Origin of the sequence: Rhodococcus sp. MEB032, assembly GCF_030208925.1 — a bacterium.
Taxonomy (GTDB): domain Bacteria; phylum Actinomycetota; class Actinomycetes; order Mycobacteriales; family Mycobacteriaceae; genus Rhodococcus_F; species Rhodococcus_F qingshengii.
Genome location: NZ_JARVSY010000032.1, coordinates 12,841 through 30,729, shown reverse-complemented (window position 1 = coordinate 30,729; position 17,889 = coordinate 12,841). Strand labels below are relative to the sequence as shown.

The 17,889-nt window shown below is 63.6% G+C and carries 17 protein-coding genes; 7 read left to right on the top strand and 10 right to left on the bottom strand.

Annotation, left to right across the window (positions count from 1 at the left end):
- Window positions 1-148: 148 nt before the first annotated feature.
- Window positions 149-505, bottom strand: coding sequence for a hypothetical protein (locus QRN54_RS27265; protein ID WP_042450945.1), 357 nt, complete (start codon window positions 503-505; stop codon window positions 149-151).
- A gap of 189 nt (window positions 506-694) precedes the next feature.
- Between QRN54_RS27265 and QRN54_RS27260 the strand changes: the two genes are divergently transcribed.
- Complete coding sequence (locus QRN54_RS27260) at window positions 695-1,033, top strand: RNA polymerase-binding protein RbpA (RefSeq protein WP_003944971.1); 339 nt, start codon at window positions 695-697, stop codon at window positions 1,031-1,033.
- A gap of 429 nt (window positions 1,034-1,462) precedes the next feature.
- On the opposite strand, the gene QRN54_RS27255 is transcribed toward QRN54_RS27260, so the two are convergent.
- The 6 genes from QRN54_RS27255 to QRN54_RS27230 all read right to left on the bottom strand — a co-directional run bounded on the left by QRN54_RS27255 (window position 1,463) and on the right by QRN54_RS27230 (window position 8,164).
- Window positions 1,463-2,641, bottom strand: a complete 1,179-nt coding sequence (locus tag QRN54_RS27255; protein WP_276116942.1) for a PrsW family intramembrane metalloprotease — start codon at window positions 2,639-2,641, stop codon at window positions 1,463-1,465.
- On the bottom strand, window positions 2,638-3,291 hold the full coding sequence (locus tag QRN54_RS27250; protein ID WP_228400993.1) for a hypothetical protein: 654 nt from the start codon (window positions 3,289-3,291) through the stop codon (window positions 2,638-2,640). The genes QRN54_RS27255 and QRN54_RS27250 overlap by 4 nt, the downstream gene beginning before the upstream one ends.
- 136 nt (window positions 3,292-3,427) lie before the next feature.
- A complete protein-coding gene (locus tag QRN54_RS27245) occupies window positions 3,428-4,258 on the bottom strand; it encodes a hypothetical protein (RefSeq protein ID WP_064074779.1) in 831 nt (276 codons plus the stop codon).
- A 92-nt stretch (window positions 4,259-4,350) separates the two neighbouring features.
- The gene (lnt, locus tag QRN54_RS27240) at window positions 4,351-5,919 is read right to left on the bottom strand and encodes an apolipoprotein N-acyltransferase (protein WP_003944845.1); all 1,569 of its coding nucleotides are present in this window, start codon (window positions 5,917-5,919) and stop codon (window positions 4,351-4,353) included.
- Between the two features lie 37 nt (window positions 5,920-5,956).
- A complete protein-coding gene (locus QRN54_RS27235) occupies window positions 5,957-7,591 on the bottom strand; it encodes an amidohydrolase (protein WP_218695019.1) in 1,635 nt (544 codons plus the stop codon).
- A gap of 12 nt (window positions 7,592-7,603) precedes the next feature.
- Window positions 7,604-8,164 (bottom strand): FxsA family protein, encoded by a 561-nt coding sequence (locus tag QRN54_RS27230; RefSeq protein WP_064074781.1) that lies wholly within the window; start codon window positions 8,162-8,164, stop codon window positions 7,604-7,606.
- 250 nt (window positions 8,165-8,414) lie between these two features.
- On the opposite strand from QRN54_RS27230, the gene QRN54_RS27225 reads away from it, so the two are divergent.
- A complete protein-coding gene (locus tag QRN54_RS27225; RefSeq protein WP_003944837.1) occupies window positions 8,415-9,074 on the top strand; it encodes a hypothetical protein in 660 nt (219 codons plus the stop codon).
- Window positions 9,075-9,111: 37 nt separating this feature from the next.
- Here the strand turns inward: QRN54_RS27225 and QRN54_RS27220 are convergent, their stop codons facing one another.
- Together QRN54_RS27220 and QRN54_RS27215 are read right to left on the bottom strand one after the other, a co-directional pair.
- The gene (locus tag QRN54_RS27220; protein WP_003945024.1) at window positions 9,112-9,771 is read right to left on the bottom strand and encodes a response regulator; all 660 of its coding nucleotides are present in this window, start codon (window positions 9,769-9,771) and stop codon (window positions 9,112-9,114) included.
- A 57-nt stretch (window positions 9,772-9,828) separates the two neighbouring features.
- Window positions 9,829-10,992 (bottom strand): sensor histidine kinase, encoded by a 1,164-nt coding sequence (locus QRN54_RS27215; protein ID WP_064074782.1) that lies wholly within the window; start codon window positions 10,990-10,992, stop codon window positions 9,829-9,831.
- Between the two features lie 38 nt (window positions 10,993-11,030).
- Here QRN54_RS27215 and QRN54_RS27210 point away from each other — a divergent pair, with 38 nt between their 5' ends.
- Genes QRN54_RS27210 through QRN54_RS27195 form a run of 4 tightly spaced genes read left to right on the top strand, consistent with a single transcriptional unit; the run spans window position 11,031 to window position 15,609 of the window.
- The gene (locus QRN54_RS27210) at window positions 11,031-11,798 is read left to right on the top strand and encodes a TSUP family transporter (RefSeq protein WP_285183473.1); all 768 of its coding nucleotides are present in this window, start codon (window positions 11,031-11,033) and stop codon (window positions 11,796-11,798) included.
- Between the two features lie 30 nt (window positions 11,799-11,828).
- The gene (locus tag QRN54_RS27205) at window positions 11,829-13,349 is read left to right on the top strand and encodes a TldD/PmbA family protein (protein WP_003944822.1); all 1,521 of its coding nucleotides are present in this window, start codon (window positions 11,829-11,831) and stop codon (window positions 13,347-13,349) included.
- Entirely contained in the window at window positions 13,346-14,704 is a 1,359-nt protein-coding gene (locus QRN54_RS27200; RefSeq protein WP_285183471.1) for a metallopeptidase TldD-related protein, read from the top strand. Before QRN54_RS27205 ends, QRN54_RS27200 begins: the two co-directional genes overlap by 4 nt.
- On the top strand, window positions 14,704-15,609 hold the full coding sequence (locus tag QRN54_RS27195; RefSeq protein ID WP_285183470.1) for a TIGR01777 family oxidoreductase: 906 nt from the start codon (window positions 14,704-14,706) through the stop codon (window positions 15,607-15,609). Before QRN54_RS27200 ends, QRN54_RS27195 begins: the two co-directional genes overlap by 1 nt.
- Before the next feature lie 7 nt (window positions 15,610-15,616).
- Here the strand turns inward: QRN54_RS27195 and QRN54_RS27190 are convergent, their stop codons facing one another.
- The gene (locus tag QRN54_RS27190; protein ID WP_042450954.1) at window positions 15,617-15,997 is read right to left on the bottom strand and encodes a PPOX class F420-dependent oxidoreductase; all 381 of its coding nucleotides are present in this window, start codon (window positions 15,995-15,997) and stop codon (window positions 15,617-15,619) included.
- 203 nt (window positions 15,998-16,200) lie between these two features.
- On the opposite strand from QRN54_RS27190, the gene QRN54_RS27185 reads away from it, so the two are divergent.
- On the top strand, window positions 16,201-17,856 hold the full coding sequence (locus QRN54_RS27185; RefSeq protein WP_081305393.1) for a GMC oxidoreductase: 1,656 nt from the start codon (window positions 16,201-16,203) through the stop codon (window positions 17,854-17,856).
- Window positions 17,857-17,889: the final 33 nt, after the last annotated feature.

Here is a 17,889-nt window from a genome sequence, read left to right as displayed (position 1 = left end):
TCATCGACCTCGACGAAGGGTCGCTTCGAAGTCCGAACCTCCCCGAAGGTCCGAACTCAGGATCAAAATTTGTCGTCGTCAGGCGTCAGGAGCACCGCAGTGTTGCAGTGCTCGACGCAAGGCTAGAAACCGGTTGCCCACACCTGCTCTACCGGAAACGTTCGGCTTCGCGGGCAAGCTCGGTCAACCGTTCACACAACTGTGTGAGCTCTGAACTCTCTGCGCCCTCGGCAACTGCTGTCGCCACATCTTCGGCAGCGCATCGGACCTCGAACATCCGATCCACGAGTTCGACCGCTTCGACTGCGGTCAAGATGACGGCGTCAGCCGGGATCGACGTGCCCTTGACGGCATTGCGCTGCTCGTACGCACGCTGTCGACAAGACTGGCTGCAGTACCGGCGTCGACGACCGACACCGGTCACCGCGACCTCTCGACCACACCACACACACGGGTTTCCCGAACGCGCAGACTGCGGTGATCCGACGCGTGTGCTCTCAGCCATGAATCGACACTGTACTCGAGATTCGGACGCCTTCGATGAACGCGCACGGTACCCGGTAAGATGGAGAGGTTGCGTCTTCTCGCCACACGGGAACCAATCGGGTGCTCGTGGCGTTGTAGATGAGTGTGAGCGTCTACTCCCCAAGTCAGGGCGCCCACCAGCGGTGACGAACGAAGAGAGGACACCACCATGGCAGATCGCGTACTTCGAGGTAGCCGACTCGGAGCTGTGAGCTACGAGACCGACCGTGACCATGACCTCGCGCCCCGTCGTATGGCCAAGTACAAGTGCGAGAACGGCGAGATCTTCGACATCCCGTTCGCGGACGAAGCCGAGATCCCCGGCACCTGGTTGTGCCGAAACGGCCTCGAAGGCACCCTCATGGAGGGGACTGCTCCCGAAGCCAAGAAGGTCAAGCCTCCCCGCACCCACTGGGACATGCTGCTCGAGCGTCGCTCGGTCGAGGAACTCGAAGAGCTCCTCAAAGAGCGTCTCGATTTGCTGAAGGCCAAGCGTCGCGGCGCATGAACTAGCACTTCGATCAAGACCGTCCGGTTCTACACCGGGCGGTCTTTCTCGTTCTTCGGGGAGTGATCGTTCACAAGTCGACGTCATACTTCGGCCCTTCTTCGACGTGGCAACTTCAGGATGCTTCGCGGTCCTCAAAGACACTTCAGGGCAACGTCATTCAGCATCCAGGCGCACTCGCGGGCCGACAGTGCGCAAATCCTGGACTTGCGCTGGAGAACCATCGGCACTGCTTCGTGCACCAGTGTGAGCTGTATCCCCCACCCCGCGGCACACCAAACTTCGGTACACCAAACTTCGATACGGAGTGAACTGGTAGCCCAGTCACTCGGCCGGGTTGCTTGCCAAGTGACGATGGCAAGCAACCCGGCCGACTGAGGTGTGGGTGAATGTTTTGCGGTGCTGAACGGTTCTTCCGCTACTTCCCTGTCACCGAGTGATGCTCTGTGCCGCGGTTCCTTGGCGGAGGCGGGTGATTTCGTTGCGTGATTCGACGACCTGGGGGCTGTCGTCGCCCTTGCTGACAGCTAGGTCGCTGCACAGATCCAGCGCGGCACGAACGATATGTCGTCGTTGGCGACGTTCGGCGCGAGTGGGTGCGGCTTTCGCGTAAGTGCGTTGTTGTCGCCATCCGCCGGCGGCTGTCACCTCGGCGTCGGTCAGGACGCCGGACTCGATTTCCGGGGCGAGAATGTCACGGACGAAGTGGGATTCACGTGGGTGCGCCCAGACGAACGCGATCCACAAGGCAGTGAACGCGAAGACGATGTCGCCGATCATGATGACAAACACGAGCGAACTGCTGCCGCCGGCGATCGCGAGCATGGAATCCCACACGCCGTGGATCAGGATGGGTGCCACGATCAACGCCAATCCGCGTCCGATCCGCCGGGGCTGGGCCGGGGTGCCGATCAGATAGATCACGCCGGCGCAGAAAAGGGCGGTGAACAGGGGATGAGAGACGATGTCGGAGTAGGTGCGGGTGGCGATGGAACCGAGCAGGCCGTCGGTTTGGTGGGCGCCGAAGCCCTGTGTTGCGCCGGCAATCGAGTACAGAAAGTCTTCGCTGGTCTGAAATCCCAAGCCGATGAAAGCACCGAGGAGCAGGCCGTCGGTTGCGGTGCGCACCAGGCGTGGTGCAAGCGCGAGGAGGACTACGATGCCGATGCCTTTGGCGGTTTCCTCCACGAAGGGTGCAGAGAGGCCCGCATGCCAGTCCTGAGCCCATACCTGCCCGAAAATCTTCGAGTAGAGCGAACCGACTGCTCCGTTCGCGGGTACTGCGATAGTGAACGTTGCTGCGGTGGCGCCCCAGATGAAGCCGGTGACCACTAGTCCTACGGGTTGGCGTTCGTAGCGGTCGATGTGCCGGAACCACCATGTCCAGACCGCGGCGCTGATGACGCCGACGATGCCGGCAACGAGGAGTGCGCGCCCGAAGTATCCGGCGAAGGGAGCAAACATCTGCCAGCCTTTGACGAGGCCGAATCCGCACATCCACAGGTATATCCAGAACACGACGTTGCGTGGCTGGAAGAAGTGAAATTTCTCGCCCCAGGCCGTCGTATCGAATGCGCGGGAGCGGGTTTCGAGGAGATCGGTGCTCACTTGGTGTCTCCCTCGTGTGTGCCGATAGAGGCGATCATGTCGGTGATTTCTCGACTGCGGGCGGCGATCTGATCGGGTGGGCCGACTACCTGTACCCGAATTCCCTTGCCGTCGACGACGAATGTGGTCACCGATCCGGCGGACCGCGGAGTGTCAAAGCTGACCTGGACGCCGCTCAGACCCCCGGCGGTGCTGATCGGCTGGCGCGCACCGGAGACCGCAAGCACGGAACTGCCGTTCGTCGCAAGACTCACGGCATCTGTTTGGGAAAGGAGTTCGTCGGCAGTTCCACTGAATGTGTCGGCGTCGACGCTCACGGTGACGGTGCCATCGGTCAACGTCACACGTGGGAGCGAATCGGACGCGCCATGTTGGTCGGTTCGGAAACCACTGTCGACATTCCAGCCCGCAGGTGCGGCGAAGGAGACCGTTTCGGTCACGGCCATCCGGTCTCCGGCGCCGGTTGGATCTTCGGAGGAGACAGCGGAATCGATGGCGGGCACGATCACGGTCCAGAGCATCCACACCGCCAAGATCGCGAGGGCGTGTGGAAAGACTCGTGTGTCGAATCCGAGGAAGCGGTGATCCGCTGGTGGACGTCTTCCGTGTAGGGGCTCGTGCTTGTGTGCAGTACTCGAAATAACGCTCAATTTCCCTCGTTTCCATTGCACGGCAGGCGCACTGACTATCGCAGAAACGGACAAATTCCGTGCATCAGCCGGCACCTGCCGGTCATCGAGACGATCGTGCACCAAGTTCCCGTAGGCGCGAGATCACCGAGAGCTCCTAGTCGACGGTGAACCGTCGCATCGCCAGATGTCCGAACACGCCGACCAGAATCAACGTGACGCCTGCGGTCACGGAAACGGAGTCGGTCACCAACCCCGCGATGCCGGTCACGGCTACGAACACCGGCAAAAAGTCGAACAGCCTGAAAATCGACTGCGGTGGTTCGGTTTCGAGGCCCTGAGCCTGAGCGGCCTTGTTCGGCGCATACTCGGGGTACCACTCGGTGAAGGAGATCGCGAAGAAGGTTCCGAGCAACTGCAGAATCCATCCGGTCCAGAAGTTGTCACCGTCGTGCAGCAGTGCGTCTCCGAACAGGCCCACTACGGCCGACCAGGTGAAGGCGAGAGCCCACACCGCCGTAATGACGTAGTTGATGCGCAGAAACAGTGGCGTCGTCCAATACTCTTCAGGCGTCGACTCTTTCGCGTACTGCAAAGTGAAAGGATTGCGGAGCAGGATCGATCCGAAGGCAAAGACCACCAGCGCGATGTTGGTCAGTTCGCCTCCCCAGAGTTCGAACCACCGAATCGTGTTCGCCGACGCGAGGAGGCCGATGGCCGCCAGAACGCCGAAGAACACGACGTCGAAGACCTCCAACAGCTTCACGGTGCCGCCGCGCCGGTGACTGGCCGCCAAGATCAGCAGCGACAACCCGAGGGCTGCGGCCGCGGATTCCTCGAACCTTCCCGGCCCGGAGAGCAAGGACAGCAAGATCCACGGCGACAGGCCGGCGAGCGGTGACTGCAGAACCGCGTCGACGACACTGGTTTTGTGAACTGCATCCCGGGTCTCGGACTTGTCTGGCTCGGTTTTCTCAGGCTCGGTCACAAGAAGCCGCCTTACGCAGGAACGGGTGGCACAGCGAGTACCCGCGTAGGCGCTCCTCGGAACATCGGCAGCCCTAATATCCGATGCTCGGCTCAGATTGCCGCAGTCTCCTCGGGTGAGTGCTCAGCCTGATCTCGGCGCCGGGCCAGCACTGCCATGGCAATCGCGCCGACCGCGATGATGCTGAGCACGATCTCCGGCACCGGACCTACTCGGCTGGCAAGGGTGGAGCTGGTCGAGAGCGGCACCTTCGCCACCAGGGCCGCCGGCACGAACAGGTCGGTTTGCGAAGTCACCGCACCGTCGGGAGCGATGATGGCGCTGACACCACTGGTTGCGGCGACAACGACGGCGCGGCCGTGCTCGACTGCCCGCACACGCGACATTGCCAGCTGCTGATAGGTCATCTCGGTGTCCCCGAAAGTGGCGTTGTTGGTCGGTACCGCCAGCAACTGTGCACCGTTGCGCACCGATTCCTGGAACGCCCGGTCGAACGCCACCTCGTAACAAGTCGCGACACCGATGGGTACCCCCGCTGCATGGACAACGCCGTTGCCCTCGCCGGGAACGAAATTGCCCGCGCGATCGGCGTACGAGGAGAAGTTCCGGAAGAAGCTTCGGTAGGGCAGGTATTCGCCGAACGGCTGAATGATCTTCTTGTCGTGCTGTTCCTGAGGACCGTTGGCGCCGTCCCACACGATCACCGAATTGGTGGTCGTACGATCGGCGTTCACGAGTACGGTGCCGACAAGAATCGGCGCTCCGATCGCTTCGGAGGCCCGGGTGATGTCGGCAGCGGCATCGGCGTTTCGCAGGGGGTCGATGTCCGAGGCGTTCTCCGGCCAGATCACGACGTCAGGCTGATCGACGCGGCCCGCGTCCACCTCGGCAGCAAGTTTCACGGTTTCGGCGACATGGTTGTCGAGGACCTGCTTGCGTTGCGAGTTGAAGTCCAAGCCCAACCTCGGAACGCTTCCCTGAATGGCGGCGACGGTGATCGTTCGATCACCGGAATCCATGGTGGACAAGAACGGCGACACCACGAGAGCAATGATCACGGGCACGAGGGCAGCGGCAACAGCTCCGAAGAATCCTCGGTCCCATCGTTTGGCCGCGACAGCGACTGCAACTGCTGCCAAGCCGGTACCGGTCAGGGCCACCGCGAAGCTGAGCAGCGGCGCACCGCCGACACTCGCAAGTGGGAGGAGCCACCCTTCGGATTGACCGAATGCGAGCCTGCCCCAAGGAAATCCGCCGAAAGGAACGCTGGAACGAAGCCACTCGGTGAGCGTCCAGGTCGCGGCAATCCACAAGGGTGCCCATGGCAACCTCGCCACCAGAACCGCAAGCAGCCCGAACAGTCCGATGAACAACGACTCCACCGCGGCCAACGCGATCCACGGGACCGCACCTACGAACACACCGATCCACGGAAGCAACGGAACCAGAAATCCGAGACCGGCCAAGTATCCGTAACCGAAGCCGGCACGAAGGCGCAGTCCGCCGCGCCCGAAGTTCGTCAACACACACGTCAGAAGAGCGATCCCGACGGGCGCCAAGAACCACAGCGGGCGGGGTGGGAACCCTGCGAAGATCAGGAATCCACCAGCGGCCGCGTACAGCGAACGTAGCCATGCGGAACCGGTGAGCACAGCGCTCACACGGGAGCGATCACCGACAGACGCCTCTGCGCCGGCCTCACTCACTCGACGAGCCGCGCTGATAGACGACGCGTCCGCGATGCACCGACTTGATGCAGACCGGAATCGGCGCATCTTCCGCCAGCCTCGGCAGAGCGGGTACGCGCGAGCGCGGATCGGTAGACCATCGCTGAACCGAGTCGGCGGGTGCGCTCACTTCGAGTTCGCCTGCCTCCCACAACACGTAGGAGGCCGGTGCGCCCGGATTGAGGGTTCCCGCGGCGCCGTCCCGCACTCCGCCCGCGCGCCAGGCGCCGCGAGTTGCCGCGGAGAAGGCCGCACGCGGCGAGATTCCACTTCCGTCGGTGCGGTGCTGGACAGCGGCGCGCAGCATCGCCCACGGCTCGATGGGGGTGACCGGGGCGTCGGAGCTGAATGCGAGCGAGACACCCTTACCGGCAGCAGGTGCAAACGGATTCAACGCTGCTGCGCGCTCGACTCCCAGGCGCGTGGCGTAAAGACCGTCGGTGCCACCCCACAGTGCGTCGAACACCGGTTGGACGCTAGCGATGACACCCAAGGCGGCAAAGGTTTCCGCGTCGGCCATGGACATCATTTCCGCGTGCTCGAGGCGGTGACCCAACGCGGCGACCTTGGGGCCACCCAGTTCGTCGGCGACCCTGCGGAACGCGGCAGCTGCCGACGAGACGGCGCCGTCACCGATGGCATGGAACCCGGCCTGGACGCCCGCGAGGGTACAGGCCCGGATGTGTGCGGCGATCGCGTCGACGTCGAGGTAGGCATTGCCCGTCGAATCAGGTTGGTCTGCATAGGGTTCGAGCAACCACGCGGTATGCGAACCGAGCGAGCCGTCGATGAAGAGATCCCCGCCGAGTCCGTCTGCTCCGGTTTTGTCGAGGAGCGCGCGAGCATCCTCTTCGCTGTCGACACGCTCACCCCAGTAGCCCCGAACCTCCACGCCGTGATCGTGGGCCAACAGTTCCTGGAAATCGGTCAATCCCGAGATGTCCGGTCCCCCGCACTCGTGAACGGCCACGATTCCGCGTGAGGCGCAGAGATCGAGCGCAGCGGTACGAGCAGAAGCGCGCTGAGTTTCCGTCAGCAGATTCCGAGCGGCATTGCGCGCCAGGTGGTGTGCGTCGAACGTCAACGGGCCTTCGGCTGAGTATCCAGCGGTGTCGGCGAGGCCGGAGATCCCGTCGCGCAGTGCGCTCGAGCACGCGGCCGAGTGAACGTCGATCCGCGAGAGATACACCTTGCGGCCAGGGGCGGCCGCGTCGAGATCTGCGGTCGACGGCGGGGTCTGTTCGGCCCACTCGGTGTCGTCCCAACCGTGTCCCCAGATGACTGCGTCGGGATGGGCAGTTTCGGGGTTCGCGGCTGCGAATGTTCGTACTCGCGCGAGACATTCGTCCAGAGAGTTCGCGCCCACGAGATCGAGGCCGACGAGATTGAGTCCCAGTGCGGTGATGTGGACGTGGGTGTCGACGAACCCGGGAGTGACGAACGCACCACCCAGGTCTTCGATCTCCGCGGCGGGGTGCAACGCCCGTCCGGCGCGCTCGTCGCCGACCCACACGACGGTGCCGTCGGTGATGGCGATCGAGGTCGCGTCAGGTGCAAATGAACTGTAGATCCGGCCGTTGACCAGCAGACGAGTAGTCACGAGCACCCAGTCTGCCTGTTAGTACTGCGGCCCCCGCGAACGGGTGGGTGTATCCGTGTCCAGAATCTCACCCTCGAGCACCAGTTCCTTGCCGTTGCTGGCGACGTACTCGGTGGTTTCGGGTGTCTCGACGACGATCTCGCCGTCGATCACCTCGCCGTTTCCGCGCATCCGCGCCGCGTAGCCGACGGTTCCGGCGAAGGCGTCACCACCGGCGGCAAATGCTGCTGCGCGCTTACCTGCCAGGAGCACTGCAAGCGGGCGCAGCGCCCAGCGGGTCGGCGGAATCAGAAGCAGCAGGCCCAGAACCGAAGTCACGAGTCCGGGTACGAACATCAACGCGGAGCCCGCCGCGACCAAGGCGCCGTCGGCGACCGCCAGTGACGGCGATCCCTCACCCCGCGTGGCCTTACGGAACCCGTCCATGACCCGTCGCCACTGCGAGCGCATGAGGATCAATCCGACAAGCGATCCGGCGAGAAACAGCAGCACTGTCCAGGCGACACCGATGGCGTTGCCCACGATGACCAAGGCTGCGATCTCGACGATCACGTAGAGGAGAAATACGGCGGCGATCATGACGTCCCCTTTCAGACGGTCTATTCGTTCAACGCTCGAGGGGCCGGTTTTTCTCCCGACAACGACGCAGAGGTGCAAAACAGGTGGGTGCCGTGAGTCACACGGGCCTTCTCTCACGCACGTGCGACTTGCCTGGCGTTAACTAACGCTCCGCTAACGATTCTAAACCTCAAGTTGACGTTGAGACTCTGCGCATGGTCAAGTCACTTCGGGCCGCATTTCCCGGCCTCATGAAATGAAGGAGCCCGACATGAGCCGACTCCCCGGCAAGACACTCGCCCGACGCATTCCCGCTGCCATCGCCGGCACTGCCGCCGTCGTGGCACTCACCGCCGGCAGCGCGATGATCAGCGCGGGAACCGCGGCCGCAGAACCGGTGGTACCCGAAGGGATTGCCGCACTGATCGCGCAGGCCGCAGCCATCTCCCCCGAAGCCTCTGCTGCTGTTCAGCAGTTGATCGGCACGGCAGGCGCTGATCAGATCACGACCGCTCTCGATCTCCCGGACATCGGCGTCACCAAGCCGCAGTCGTTCATGTACCCCGCACCGACGGTCGGGTGTGGCGTGGCCGGTGAACCCGTCACCGTCACCCTCAGCTCCGCACAGGCCGGTCCGAACTTCCCGTTGCCGCCGTGGGTCGAGGCCGACCATCTCCGGTTCCAGGCAATCCCGGGTTACGTCGGCATACCCAAGACCTCAGGGTTGAGTGTTGCCTGGATCAACGTCGGCACGTTCAAGGGCGGCATCGTCCCGTTGGACGAGAAGTTGCCCGTACTCGATACGCCGTTGCTCTCGAAGGTCGTCGACACCGGTGACGGCAAGGTGTTTGCCGCTCTGTTCGGCAATGTCGATTACGCAGACGGGAAGACCTGCATCGTGCTGCCAACCGTGGGCGCTTTTGATGCTTGAGCAGAGCGAAACGCTCGATCCCTGACAGGCGGCTGGCCTACGCGCCCGGAGTCACCAGTCCGGTCTCGTAGGCCAGCACCACAGCCTGCACACGATCACGCAGATCGAGTTTGGTGAGAATGCGTCCGACGTGCGACTTGATCGTCGATTCGGACAGGTACAGCTGCTGTGCGATCTCGATGTTCGACAGTCCCGTGGCCACGTGCCCGAGGACTTCGCGTTCGCGTTCGGTCAGGACGTCGAGAACCACCGGATCGCGCCGGGGCGCCGGACCGTCCACGATGAACCTCGACAGCAGACGACGTGTCACCTTCGGGGAGACAACCGCGTCACCGGCTGCCACGCTGCGGATAGCCGACACGAGGTCCTCGGGCGGGGTGTCTTTGAGAAGAAAACCACTCGCTCCGGCACGCAGGGCGCCGAGCGCGTGTTCGTCCAGGTCGAACGTCGTCATCACCAGGACCCTGGATTCGATCCCGGACGCAAGAATCTGCTCCGTCGCTTTCACCCCGTCGACAATCGGCATCCGCACATCCATCAACACGACGTCAGGCTTCAGCGCCACCGCCGCTGCGACCGCCGCGGCTCCGTCACCGGCCTCACCGATAACCGAGATGTCTTCATGTGCTTCGAGCACCATGTTCAGGCCCATCCGCATGAGTTCCTGGTCGTCGACTAGCAGCACGGTGATGGGCACGGCGTAAACCTATCGGGCCTGAGACGTCGGTGCCAATGCGATTGCGGCGAGCCGGTATCAATCGTGGATCTCGAGCGGCAGCTCTGCGTACACACGCCAACTGCCGTCGGGGCGTCGTCCGGTCTCGAGTGTCCCGTGCAGTACCGCCACCCGCTCACGCATGCCGACCAGTCCATTCCCCGAACCGTGGGAGAAGGTCGAACTCGACGTTCCGTTGTCGACGACCTCGAGTAGTACCGCGGTGTCGGTGCGGCGCACGGTGACTCGGGCCTTCGGGTTTGCGCCGGCGTGGCGGAGGACATTGGTCAGTGATTCCTGAACGAGGCGATGAATTCCCAGGCTGACTGAAGGACTGACGTCGTCGAGCTCGCCGGTCAGCTCGAGGCGCACGCCGAGACCAGCGGCCCGCATCATCTCGACGACCTTGGCGATGCCGGCAGTTCCGTGTTGCGGCATCGCATCACTACTGACCTCGGTGCGCAGCAGCGAGACGGTCCGGCGAAGCTCGGCAAGGGCGTCGCGTCCGGTGCTGGAGATGTTGCCGAGCGCCTTCTTGGCCAACGCGGGATTGGAATCGACCGCATACGACGCGCCGTCCGCCTGGACGATCATCACGCTGACCGCGTGGGCGACGACATCGTGGAGTTCGCGGGCGATTCGGGTTCTTTCCGTGGCCACCGCATCCTCGGCCCGCCGATCCCGTTCGTATTCGGCCACTTCGAGTCTGGCGGCCACTTCCTCGTCGTAGGCGCGGCGGGCGCTCAAGAACTCGGCGGTGATCCAGGCCAGTGCATAGAGCAGGGTCGCAATGATGATCGTGAGGATCACGTCTTCGCGGATGACGAGCAACGAGAGTGTCATGTCCAGGGCAAGGAAGCACGCGAAAATCGCCCCGGTGCGTCGATCGACGTAGGCGACGAGTGTGTAGAGCGAGACCCCGAGCGCCAACAGGCCTGGATGTTCCGCAGCCGGATCCCCTGTCGCCCACATCATCAAGGTTGCGAAGTACGACAACGACAAAATGGACGCAGCGGACACACGCGGATATTTGCGACGCCACACGACGGGAAGGCAGATCAGAAATCCGACGACGAGCTGAGGCCACCGCTCCTCACGCGGCGAACTGACGAATGTGACTACCTCGAGCGCGAAGAACACGAGCGCCAGCGCGCTGTCCGCGATCATCGGCTTTCCTCGCAGCCACAGGCTGAACCTCCGCATGTGCTCAAGAGTGTCACAGCTGTGAAAGAGTCACCGCCGTGGATATTGCTGATTGGGGACTGCTGATGACGGCAGCGACGGCGGCGGGTTGGGTCGACGCCGTGGTCGGCGGCGGTGGATTGATTCTGTTGCCGGCGCTCTTTCTGGTCGCACCCCAATTGACCCCACAGGCGGCACTGGCCACCAACAAATTGACGGCATTCACCGGGACGAGTGCTGCGGTGTACACGTTCTCCCGTCGAATCCCGATGGAGTGGCGGCAGATGGCGCCGGCAGCCGCGTTGGCTGCGGTGACGGCCGCGTGCGGGGCGGCGGCCGTTTCGCTGATCGACAAGAAGTACTTCATTCCGATCGTGATGGTCGTCCTCGTCGCCGTCGCCGTCTTCGTGACCATGCGTCCGACGCTGGGCACCACGATCGCGACCCATCGTCCGACGCAGGGCAAGACCGTCCTCGTCCTGCTGCTCTCCGCCGGACTCATCGGCCTCTACGACGGTCTGCTCGGACCCGGCACCGGCACCTTCCTCATCATCAGCTTCGCGACCTTCCTCGGAACCGAATTCGTTCGGAGCGCAGCGATGGCGAAGGTGATCAATCTCGGTTCCAATTTCGGCGCGCTCGCCTACTTCGCCGTCACCGGGCATGTCTGGTGGAGTTTGGGTTTGGCGATGGCGGTGTGCAACGTTCTCGGCGCGGTCATCGGTTCGCGGATGGCGCTGAGCAAGGGATCCGGATTCGTGCGGATCACGCTGTTGGTGGTCGTGATCGCCATGGTGATTCGCCTCGGATGGCAGCAGTTCGGCTGAGATCGGCGGTCGTCGGCTAGCGTCGTGTGCGTGACCGTCACCCGAGATGTCGATGCAGATTTCCTCGCCCTCCCGCTGCGAGCTGTCGCTGATGCGGCGCTGTCGGCAGCGAGAACGGCCGGCGCCCAGCACGCCGATGTTCGTGTCCACCGCGTGCTCACACAGTCGATCAGGTTGCGCGACGGCGTAGTTCAGGCGGTGTCCGACGGAGACGAGATCGGGGTCGCCGTCCGTGTGATCGTCGACGGCACGTGGGGATTCGCCTCGCACGCCGAGGTGTCCCCCGATGTCGCTGCTGCGCTGGCACGCCAAGCGGTCGAGGTCGCGAAGGCATTGCGCTCGCTCAATCGGGATCCGGTCACCCTCGCCGACGAGCCCGTCTACGCCGACGCGACGTGGGTGTCGCCGTACCTCGAAGATCCCTTCGCGACACCGACGGCCGAGAAGGTAGGCCTGCTGGTCGACTACTCCGGACGGCTTCAAGCCGCCGACGGCGTGGATCACGTCACGGCGAGTGTCCTCCAGGTCAAGGAGCAGACCTTCTACGCGGATCTGGCCGGTTCGTCGATCACCCAGCAACGGGTGCGTCTGCACCCCGAGTTCGAGGCGACCGCCGTCGACAAGTCGGCCGGCAGCTTCGAATCGATGCGCACCTTGGCGCCGCCGGTAGGCCGCGGATGGGAGTACCTCGGGGCGGAGAGCACATGGAACTGGGGCGATGAGCTCGCGCAGATCCCGGAGTGGCTGGCCGAGAAGACCAAGGCACCGACCGTCGAAGCGGGTCCGACCGACCTCGTGATCGATCCGACCAATCTGTGGCTCACGATCCACGAATCCATCGGACACGCCACCGAATACGACCGGGCGATCGGCTACGAAGCGGCCTACGCCGGTACGTCGTTCGCGACGCCGGACAAGCTGGGAACGCTGAAATACGGAACGCCACTCATGCACGTGACCGCCGATCGTAACGAAGAGCACGGCCTGGCCAGCGTCGGATTCGACGACGACGGCGTCGCCTCTCAACGGTGGGATCTGGTGGCAGAGGGAACACTGGTCGGGTATCAACTAGACCGCGTGTTCGCGCCGAGGCTGGGGCTGACGCGTTCCAACGGTTGCTCGTACGCAGACTCCGCACATCACGTTCCCATCCAGCGAATGGCCAACGTCTCGCTCTCCCCCGACCCTTCTACGGACACCTCGACTGCAGACCTGATCTCGCGAGTCGAGAACGGCATCTACGTCGTCGGTGACAAGTCCTGGTCGATCGACATGCAGCGCTACAACTTTCAGTTCACCGGTCAGCGGTTCTTCAAGATCCGTGACGGAAAGCTCGACGGTCAGGTGCGCGACGTGGCGTATCAGGCGACGACGACGGATTTCTGGGGCTCGATGGAAGCCGTTGGCGGTGAGTCGACCTGGCGTCTGCAAGGCGCATTCAACTGCGGCAAGGCGCAACCCGGTCAGGTTGCGGCGGTCAGCCACGGCTGCCCGTCCGCTCTGTTCCGCGGAGTCAACATCCTCAATACTCGTTCGGAGGCTCAGCAGTGATCGATCCGCAGCAGGTCGTCGAGCGTGCATTGGCCGCGAGGACGGTAGACGAATCGTTGGTGATCGTGACCGATGCGAGTGAGGCGTCGCTGCGGTGGGCCAACAATTCGATGACCACCAACGGAGTTTCGCTGTCCCGGACGTGGACGGTGATCTCGATCGTGCGCGAGGGTGACATCGCGAAGGTGGGCACTGTCAGTTCCAGCAGTGTCGATCCGGAGCAGATTTCCGTACTCGTACAGGCAAGCGAAGAAGCTGCGCGCATAGCCACTCCGGCTGACGACGCGTCCGACCTGATCACGCAGTCGGCGGCAGAGACCGACTGGGACCTGCCGGCCGCCCTGACCGACATCGGTGTCTTTGCTCAGTTGGCTGCCGACCTGGCGAAGGGCTTCGACGGCGGCGACCAGTTGTTCGGCTTCGCTCACCACCAGTTGCACACCACCTGGCTCGGAACTTCGACGGGCGTGCGACGTAGAACGGCTCAGGCCACCGGCTCCGTGGAAATCAACGGCAAGCGCGGCGACGCCAGCGCCTGGGTCGGATCCGGAACTGTCGATTTCAGCGATATCTCGATACCGAAGCTCTTGTCGCAGTTGACCACTCGACTCGACTGGGCGGGTAACTCCGTCAGTCTGCCTGCCGGCCGCTACGAGACAATTCTTCCGCCGTCTGCTGTGGCGGACCTGATGATCTATCTGATGTGGACCATGGAGGGTCGCGGCGCCGAAGAAGGCCACACCGCACTGTCCACCACCGGTGGAACCCGGATCGGCGAGAAGCTCGGATTGCCACTGACACTCACCTCCGACCCCGGCGCCGAGGGCTTGCAATCCGCGCCGTTCGTGATCACGACGTCGTCGAGTGAATCCGTCTCACTGTTCGACAACGGTATGGAGATCGAACCCGTCGACTGGGTCCGAGACGGCGTCGTCAATGCGCTGGCGTACCCGCGCCACGCTGCACGAGAATTCGGTCGACCTGTCGCAGTTCCCGGCGACAATCTCATCCTGACCGGTGGTGACGACACCTCGATCGAGGACATGATCGCAGGTACCGAGAAGGGTCTACTGCTCACAACCCTCTGGTACATCCGTGAGGTCGATCCCACGACGCTGCTGTTGACCGGACTCACCCGTGACGGGGTGTATTTGATCGAGGACGGCAAGATCGTCGGCGCCGTCAACAACTTCCGTTTCAACGAGAGTCCGCTCGATCTCCTGCGGCGGGTCACCGAGGCTGGACGCACCGAGATCACGCTTCCCCGGGAGTGGAAAGATTGGTTCACCCGCACGGCCATGCCGCCGATGCGCATTCCCGACTTCCACATGTCCTCGGTCAGCCAGGCGCAGTGATGACGAAGGTCGTGATCGCCGGCGGCACCGGCGCTCTCGGCCGCCGAATCAGCGACGATCTCGCGGACCGCGGATATGACGTCGTGGTCCTGACTCGCTCACCGAAACCCGGCAGGCACAGGCAGGTTCAGTGGGACGGCGTCACGGTGGGCGACTGGGCACGCGAACTCGACGGCGCCGCTGTGATCAACCTTGCCGGCGAGTTGGTCGATCGCCGACCCACCCCGGCAAACATCGCACTGCTCACCAACTCCCGAGTCGATCCGACCCGCGCGCTGGTCGAAGCGTCGAAACTACTGGCGCACCCTGTTCCGGTGTGGATCCAGGCGAGCACGCTCGCAATCTACGGCGACGCCGGAGAGACCCGACTCGACGAGGCTTCCCCACTCGCTGACGGACCACCTCAGATGACCGACGTCGCAAAGGACTGGGAGGCAGCGGTCGAGGGAGCAAACGCGTCACGAGTGGTGATCCTGCGAACCAGTGTCGTGTTGGAGAAGGGCACACCGGCGCTCGAGCGACTGCTGTTGCTCGTGCGTCTCGGTCTGGGCGGACGCGTCGCCTCGGGTAGGCAGTGGACCAGTTGGATTCACATCGAGGACTGGCTGTCGATAGTGCGCTGGGCACTCGAACCCGATTCGGCTGCCTCGGGCGTGGTCATCGCGACGGCTCCGGATCCCGTCCGAAACTCAGAACTGATGGCCGGGCTGCGCAAGCACCTTCACCGGCCACCTGCGCCGCCGACGCCCGCTTTCATGGTCAGAATCGGCGCGTTCCTTCTTCGCAGCGACGCTGCCCTGGGCCTGACGGGTCGTCAAGCCGTATCGAAAGTGTTGGCGGACAAAGGCTTCACATTCACCTATCCGCGCTTCGACTCAGCGTTGGACGATCTGCTCGGCAACTGAAGCGCGGTCAGGCTGCAGTGACGGCAAGTCCGATCGTTCCGGTCTTGCCGCGGCGAAGGAGACTGCCTTTCATGGTGATCCAGCCGAGGATTCCGTACCGACGTGCTATCGCGTCGCGAGCATGATCGGTGCCCGGTCCGTCGAGGATCTCGGCGACGGCGGCCACCGGTTCACCCTTCGGATTTCCCCGCGCGTCACACGCAGCGACGGTGACCGACGGGTTTCGCCTGATGCGCTTGACCTTGTAGGAATCGGTGACGGTCCACATCAGGAGCTTGTCGCCGTCCGGCGCGGCCCAGAGCGGAGTCGCCACCGGCGTTCCGTCCTTGCGGAAGGTCGTGAGTAGGACGTACTTGGCCTCGGAGACGCGCTTGAAGTCGGAGTTCACTCCTCGAGGATAGGTGCGAGCGCCTCTCGCTGAACACCGACAGGATTCCGCGACTATCTGGCGACTGATCAGTACCACCCAGGAAGTGCCACTTATGCACGTTTTATCCGGTTCTTCTTGACGTCGGACACGCCGTTTCGTCCCCGAACTCCATCTCGAGTTATTCTGAGGCAAACCGTCGAACTGGGGAGTCGAACTTACACATGCAGCGCCGTGACATGCAGCGTCGTGACTTTTTCAAAGCCGCCGGGGCGGGGGCGGCAGTTGCAGCCGCGACACCGCTCATGTCGACGTCGACCAGCCACGCCACCCCCGCACCACTGCGGGCGCTCCCGATGGGTGCTGATCACTACCGCGCGCTCGTCCCCGAGTTGTTCGCACCCTCTCCTACTCCCCCGGAGCATTCCGAAGCCATCGTCATCGGGTCCGGATTCGGCGCCAGCGCGACCGCTCTCCGGTTGGCGCAGAGCGGCACCCAGATCACCATCCTCGAACGCGGACTTCGGTGGCCCCACGATCCGCAACGGGAGATTCACACCTCCGACATGCTGGCCGACGGCCGCGGAGTCTTCCGGCGAACATCGTTCACCAACCTCACCGGACTCCCGGTGGTGTGCGACTACTTCAGCGGCGTCCTCGATGCCACCGACTACGAACACATCTCGGTCTGGCGCGGCGCTGCAGTCGGCGGTGGTTCCATCATCTTCACCGGCGTGATGATCGCGCCCGAGCGCCGATTCTTCGACGCAGTCTTCGGCAACTCCCTCGACTACGACGAGATGGCGTCCACCTGGTACCCCAAGGTGCGCCAGATGCTGCGTCTGAGCCCGTTGCCCGAAGACATTTACCAAACCCCGAATTTCGGCCACTCGCGTCGTTGGGATCAGGACGCTCGTCGTGCCGGATTCGATCCGCAGCGGATCGACGGGATCTGGAACTGGGACGTGGTGCGCTCAGAACTCGACGGCCGAACCCGAGCCTCGGCCACTGTCGGTGACAGCAACATGGGTAACTCCAACGGCGCGAAGTTCGACCTCACACAGAACTACATTCCCGCCGCCGAAGCCACCGGACGAGCCACCGTCTGTTACGGACATCAGGTGCTCGCGATCAGTCGCGAACGTGATGGACGCTACGTCGTCGACGTCGAATCGACGGATCCGACGGGTGGCGTTCTGGCCCGGAAGACTCTTACCTGTGACCGTCTGTTCCTCGGCGCCGGCTCGATCGGCACCTCCGAACTGCTGGTACGCGCCCAGGCGACGGGCGCGCTGCCCAACCTCAACGAACACGTCGGTAAGGGCTGGGGAACGAACGGCGACGCCGGGATGGTGCGCTCGTTCGGCTTCAGTGACGGCACTGCGCAAGCCGCACCGTCGGCATCACGCATCGTCGACGAGTCGGGAATGCCACTCTCCCTGGAAAATTGGTACGTCCCCGGCCTACCCGTCAACATCGGCATGCTCGGAACATTGGGGATGACCCTCGACTCGCAGCGCGCCGACTTCGCCTACGACGGCGGCTCCGATCGGGTGGTGCTGAACTGGCCGAAGAACGGCAACGACGCCACCGTCGAGGCACTACGCGCCGTCCAGAACAAGATGGCCTTCGCCGGCACCACGCTGCCGTCGGCATTGCCGTTCGCGAAGGACGTCAATTCCTCGTTCACCGCGCATCCCCTAGGCGGTGCGGTTCTGGGCAAGGCCACCGACGGTTACGGGCGAGTCAAGGGCTACGACGGCCTGTACGTGATGGACGGCGCCGCTATTCCGGGCAGCACCGGCACCGTCAACCCGTCACTGACCATCACTGCTCTGGCGGAGCGGAACATCGCTCAGATCATCAAGTCCGGACGCTGACTCACTTCAGCGCCCGGATCTGCCGGTGATGCT

Excerpts from the sequence above, each read along its gene's own strand:
- QRN54_RS27265 (WP_042450945.1), bottom strand. The coding sequence starts at position 505 with ATGGCTGAGAGCACACGCGTCGGATCACCGCAGTCTGCGCGTTCGGGA.
- QRN54_RS27260 (WP_003944971.1), top strand. The coding sequence starts at position 695 with ATGGCAGATCGCGTACTTCGAGGTAGCCGACTCGGAGCTGTGAGCTAC.
- QRN54_RS27230 (WP_064074781.1), bottom strand. The coding sequence starts at position 8,164 with ATGATCGCCGCCGTATTTCTCCTCTACGTGATCGTCGAGATCGCAGCC.
- QRN54_RS27225 (WP_003944837.1), top strand. The coding sequence starts at position 8,415 with ATGAGCCGACTCCCCGGCAAGACACTCGCCCGACGCATTCCCGCTGCC.
- QRN54_RS27215 (WP_064074782.1), bottom strand. The coding sequence starts at position 10,992 with ATGCGGAGGTTCAGCCTGTGGCTGCGAGGAAAGCCGATGATCGCGGAC.
- QRN54_RS27195 (WP_285183470.1), top strand. The coding sequence starts at position 14,704 with ATGACGAAGGTCGTGATCGCCGGCGGCACCGGCGCTCTCGGCCGCCGA.
- QRN54_RS27185 (WP_081305393.1), top strand. The coding sequence starts at position 16,201 with ATGCAGCGCCGTGACATGCAGCGTCGTGACTTTTTCAAAGCCGCCGGG.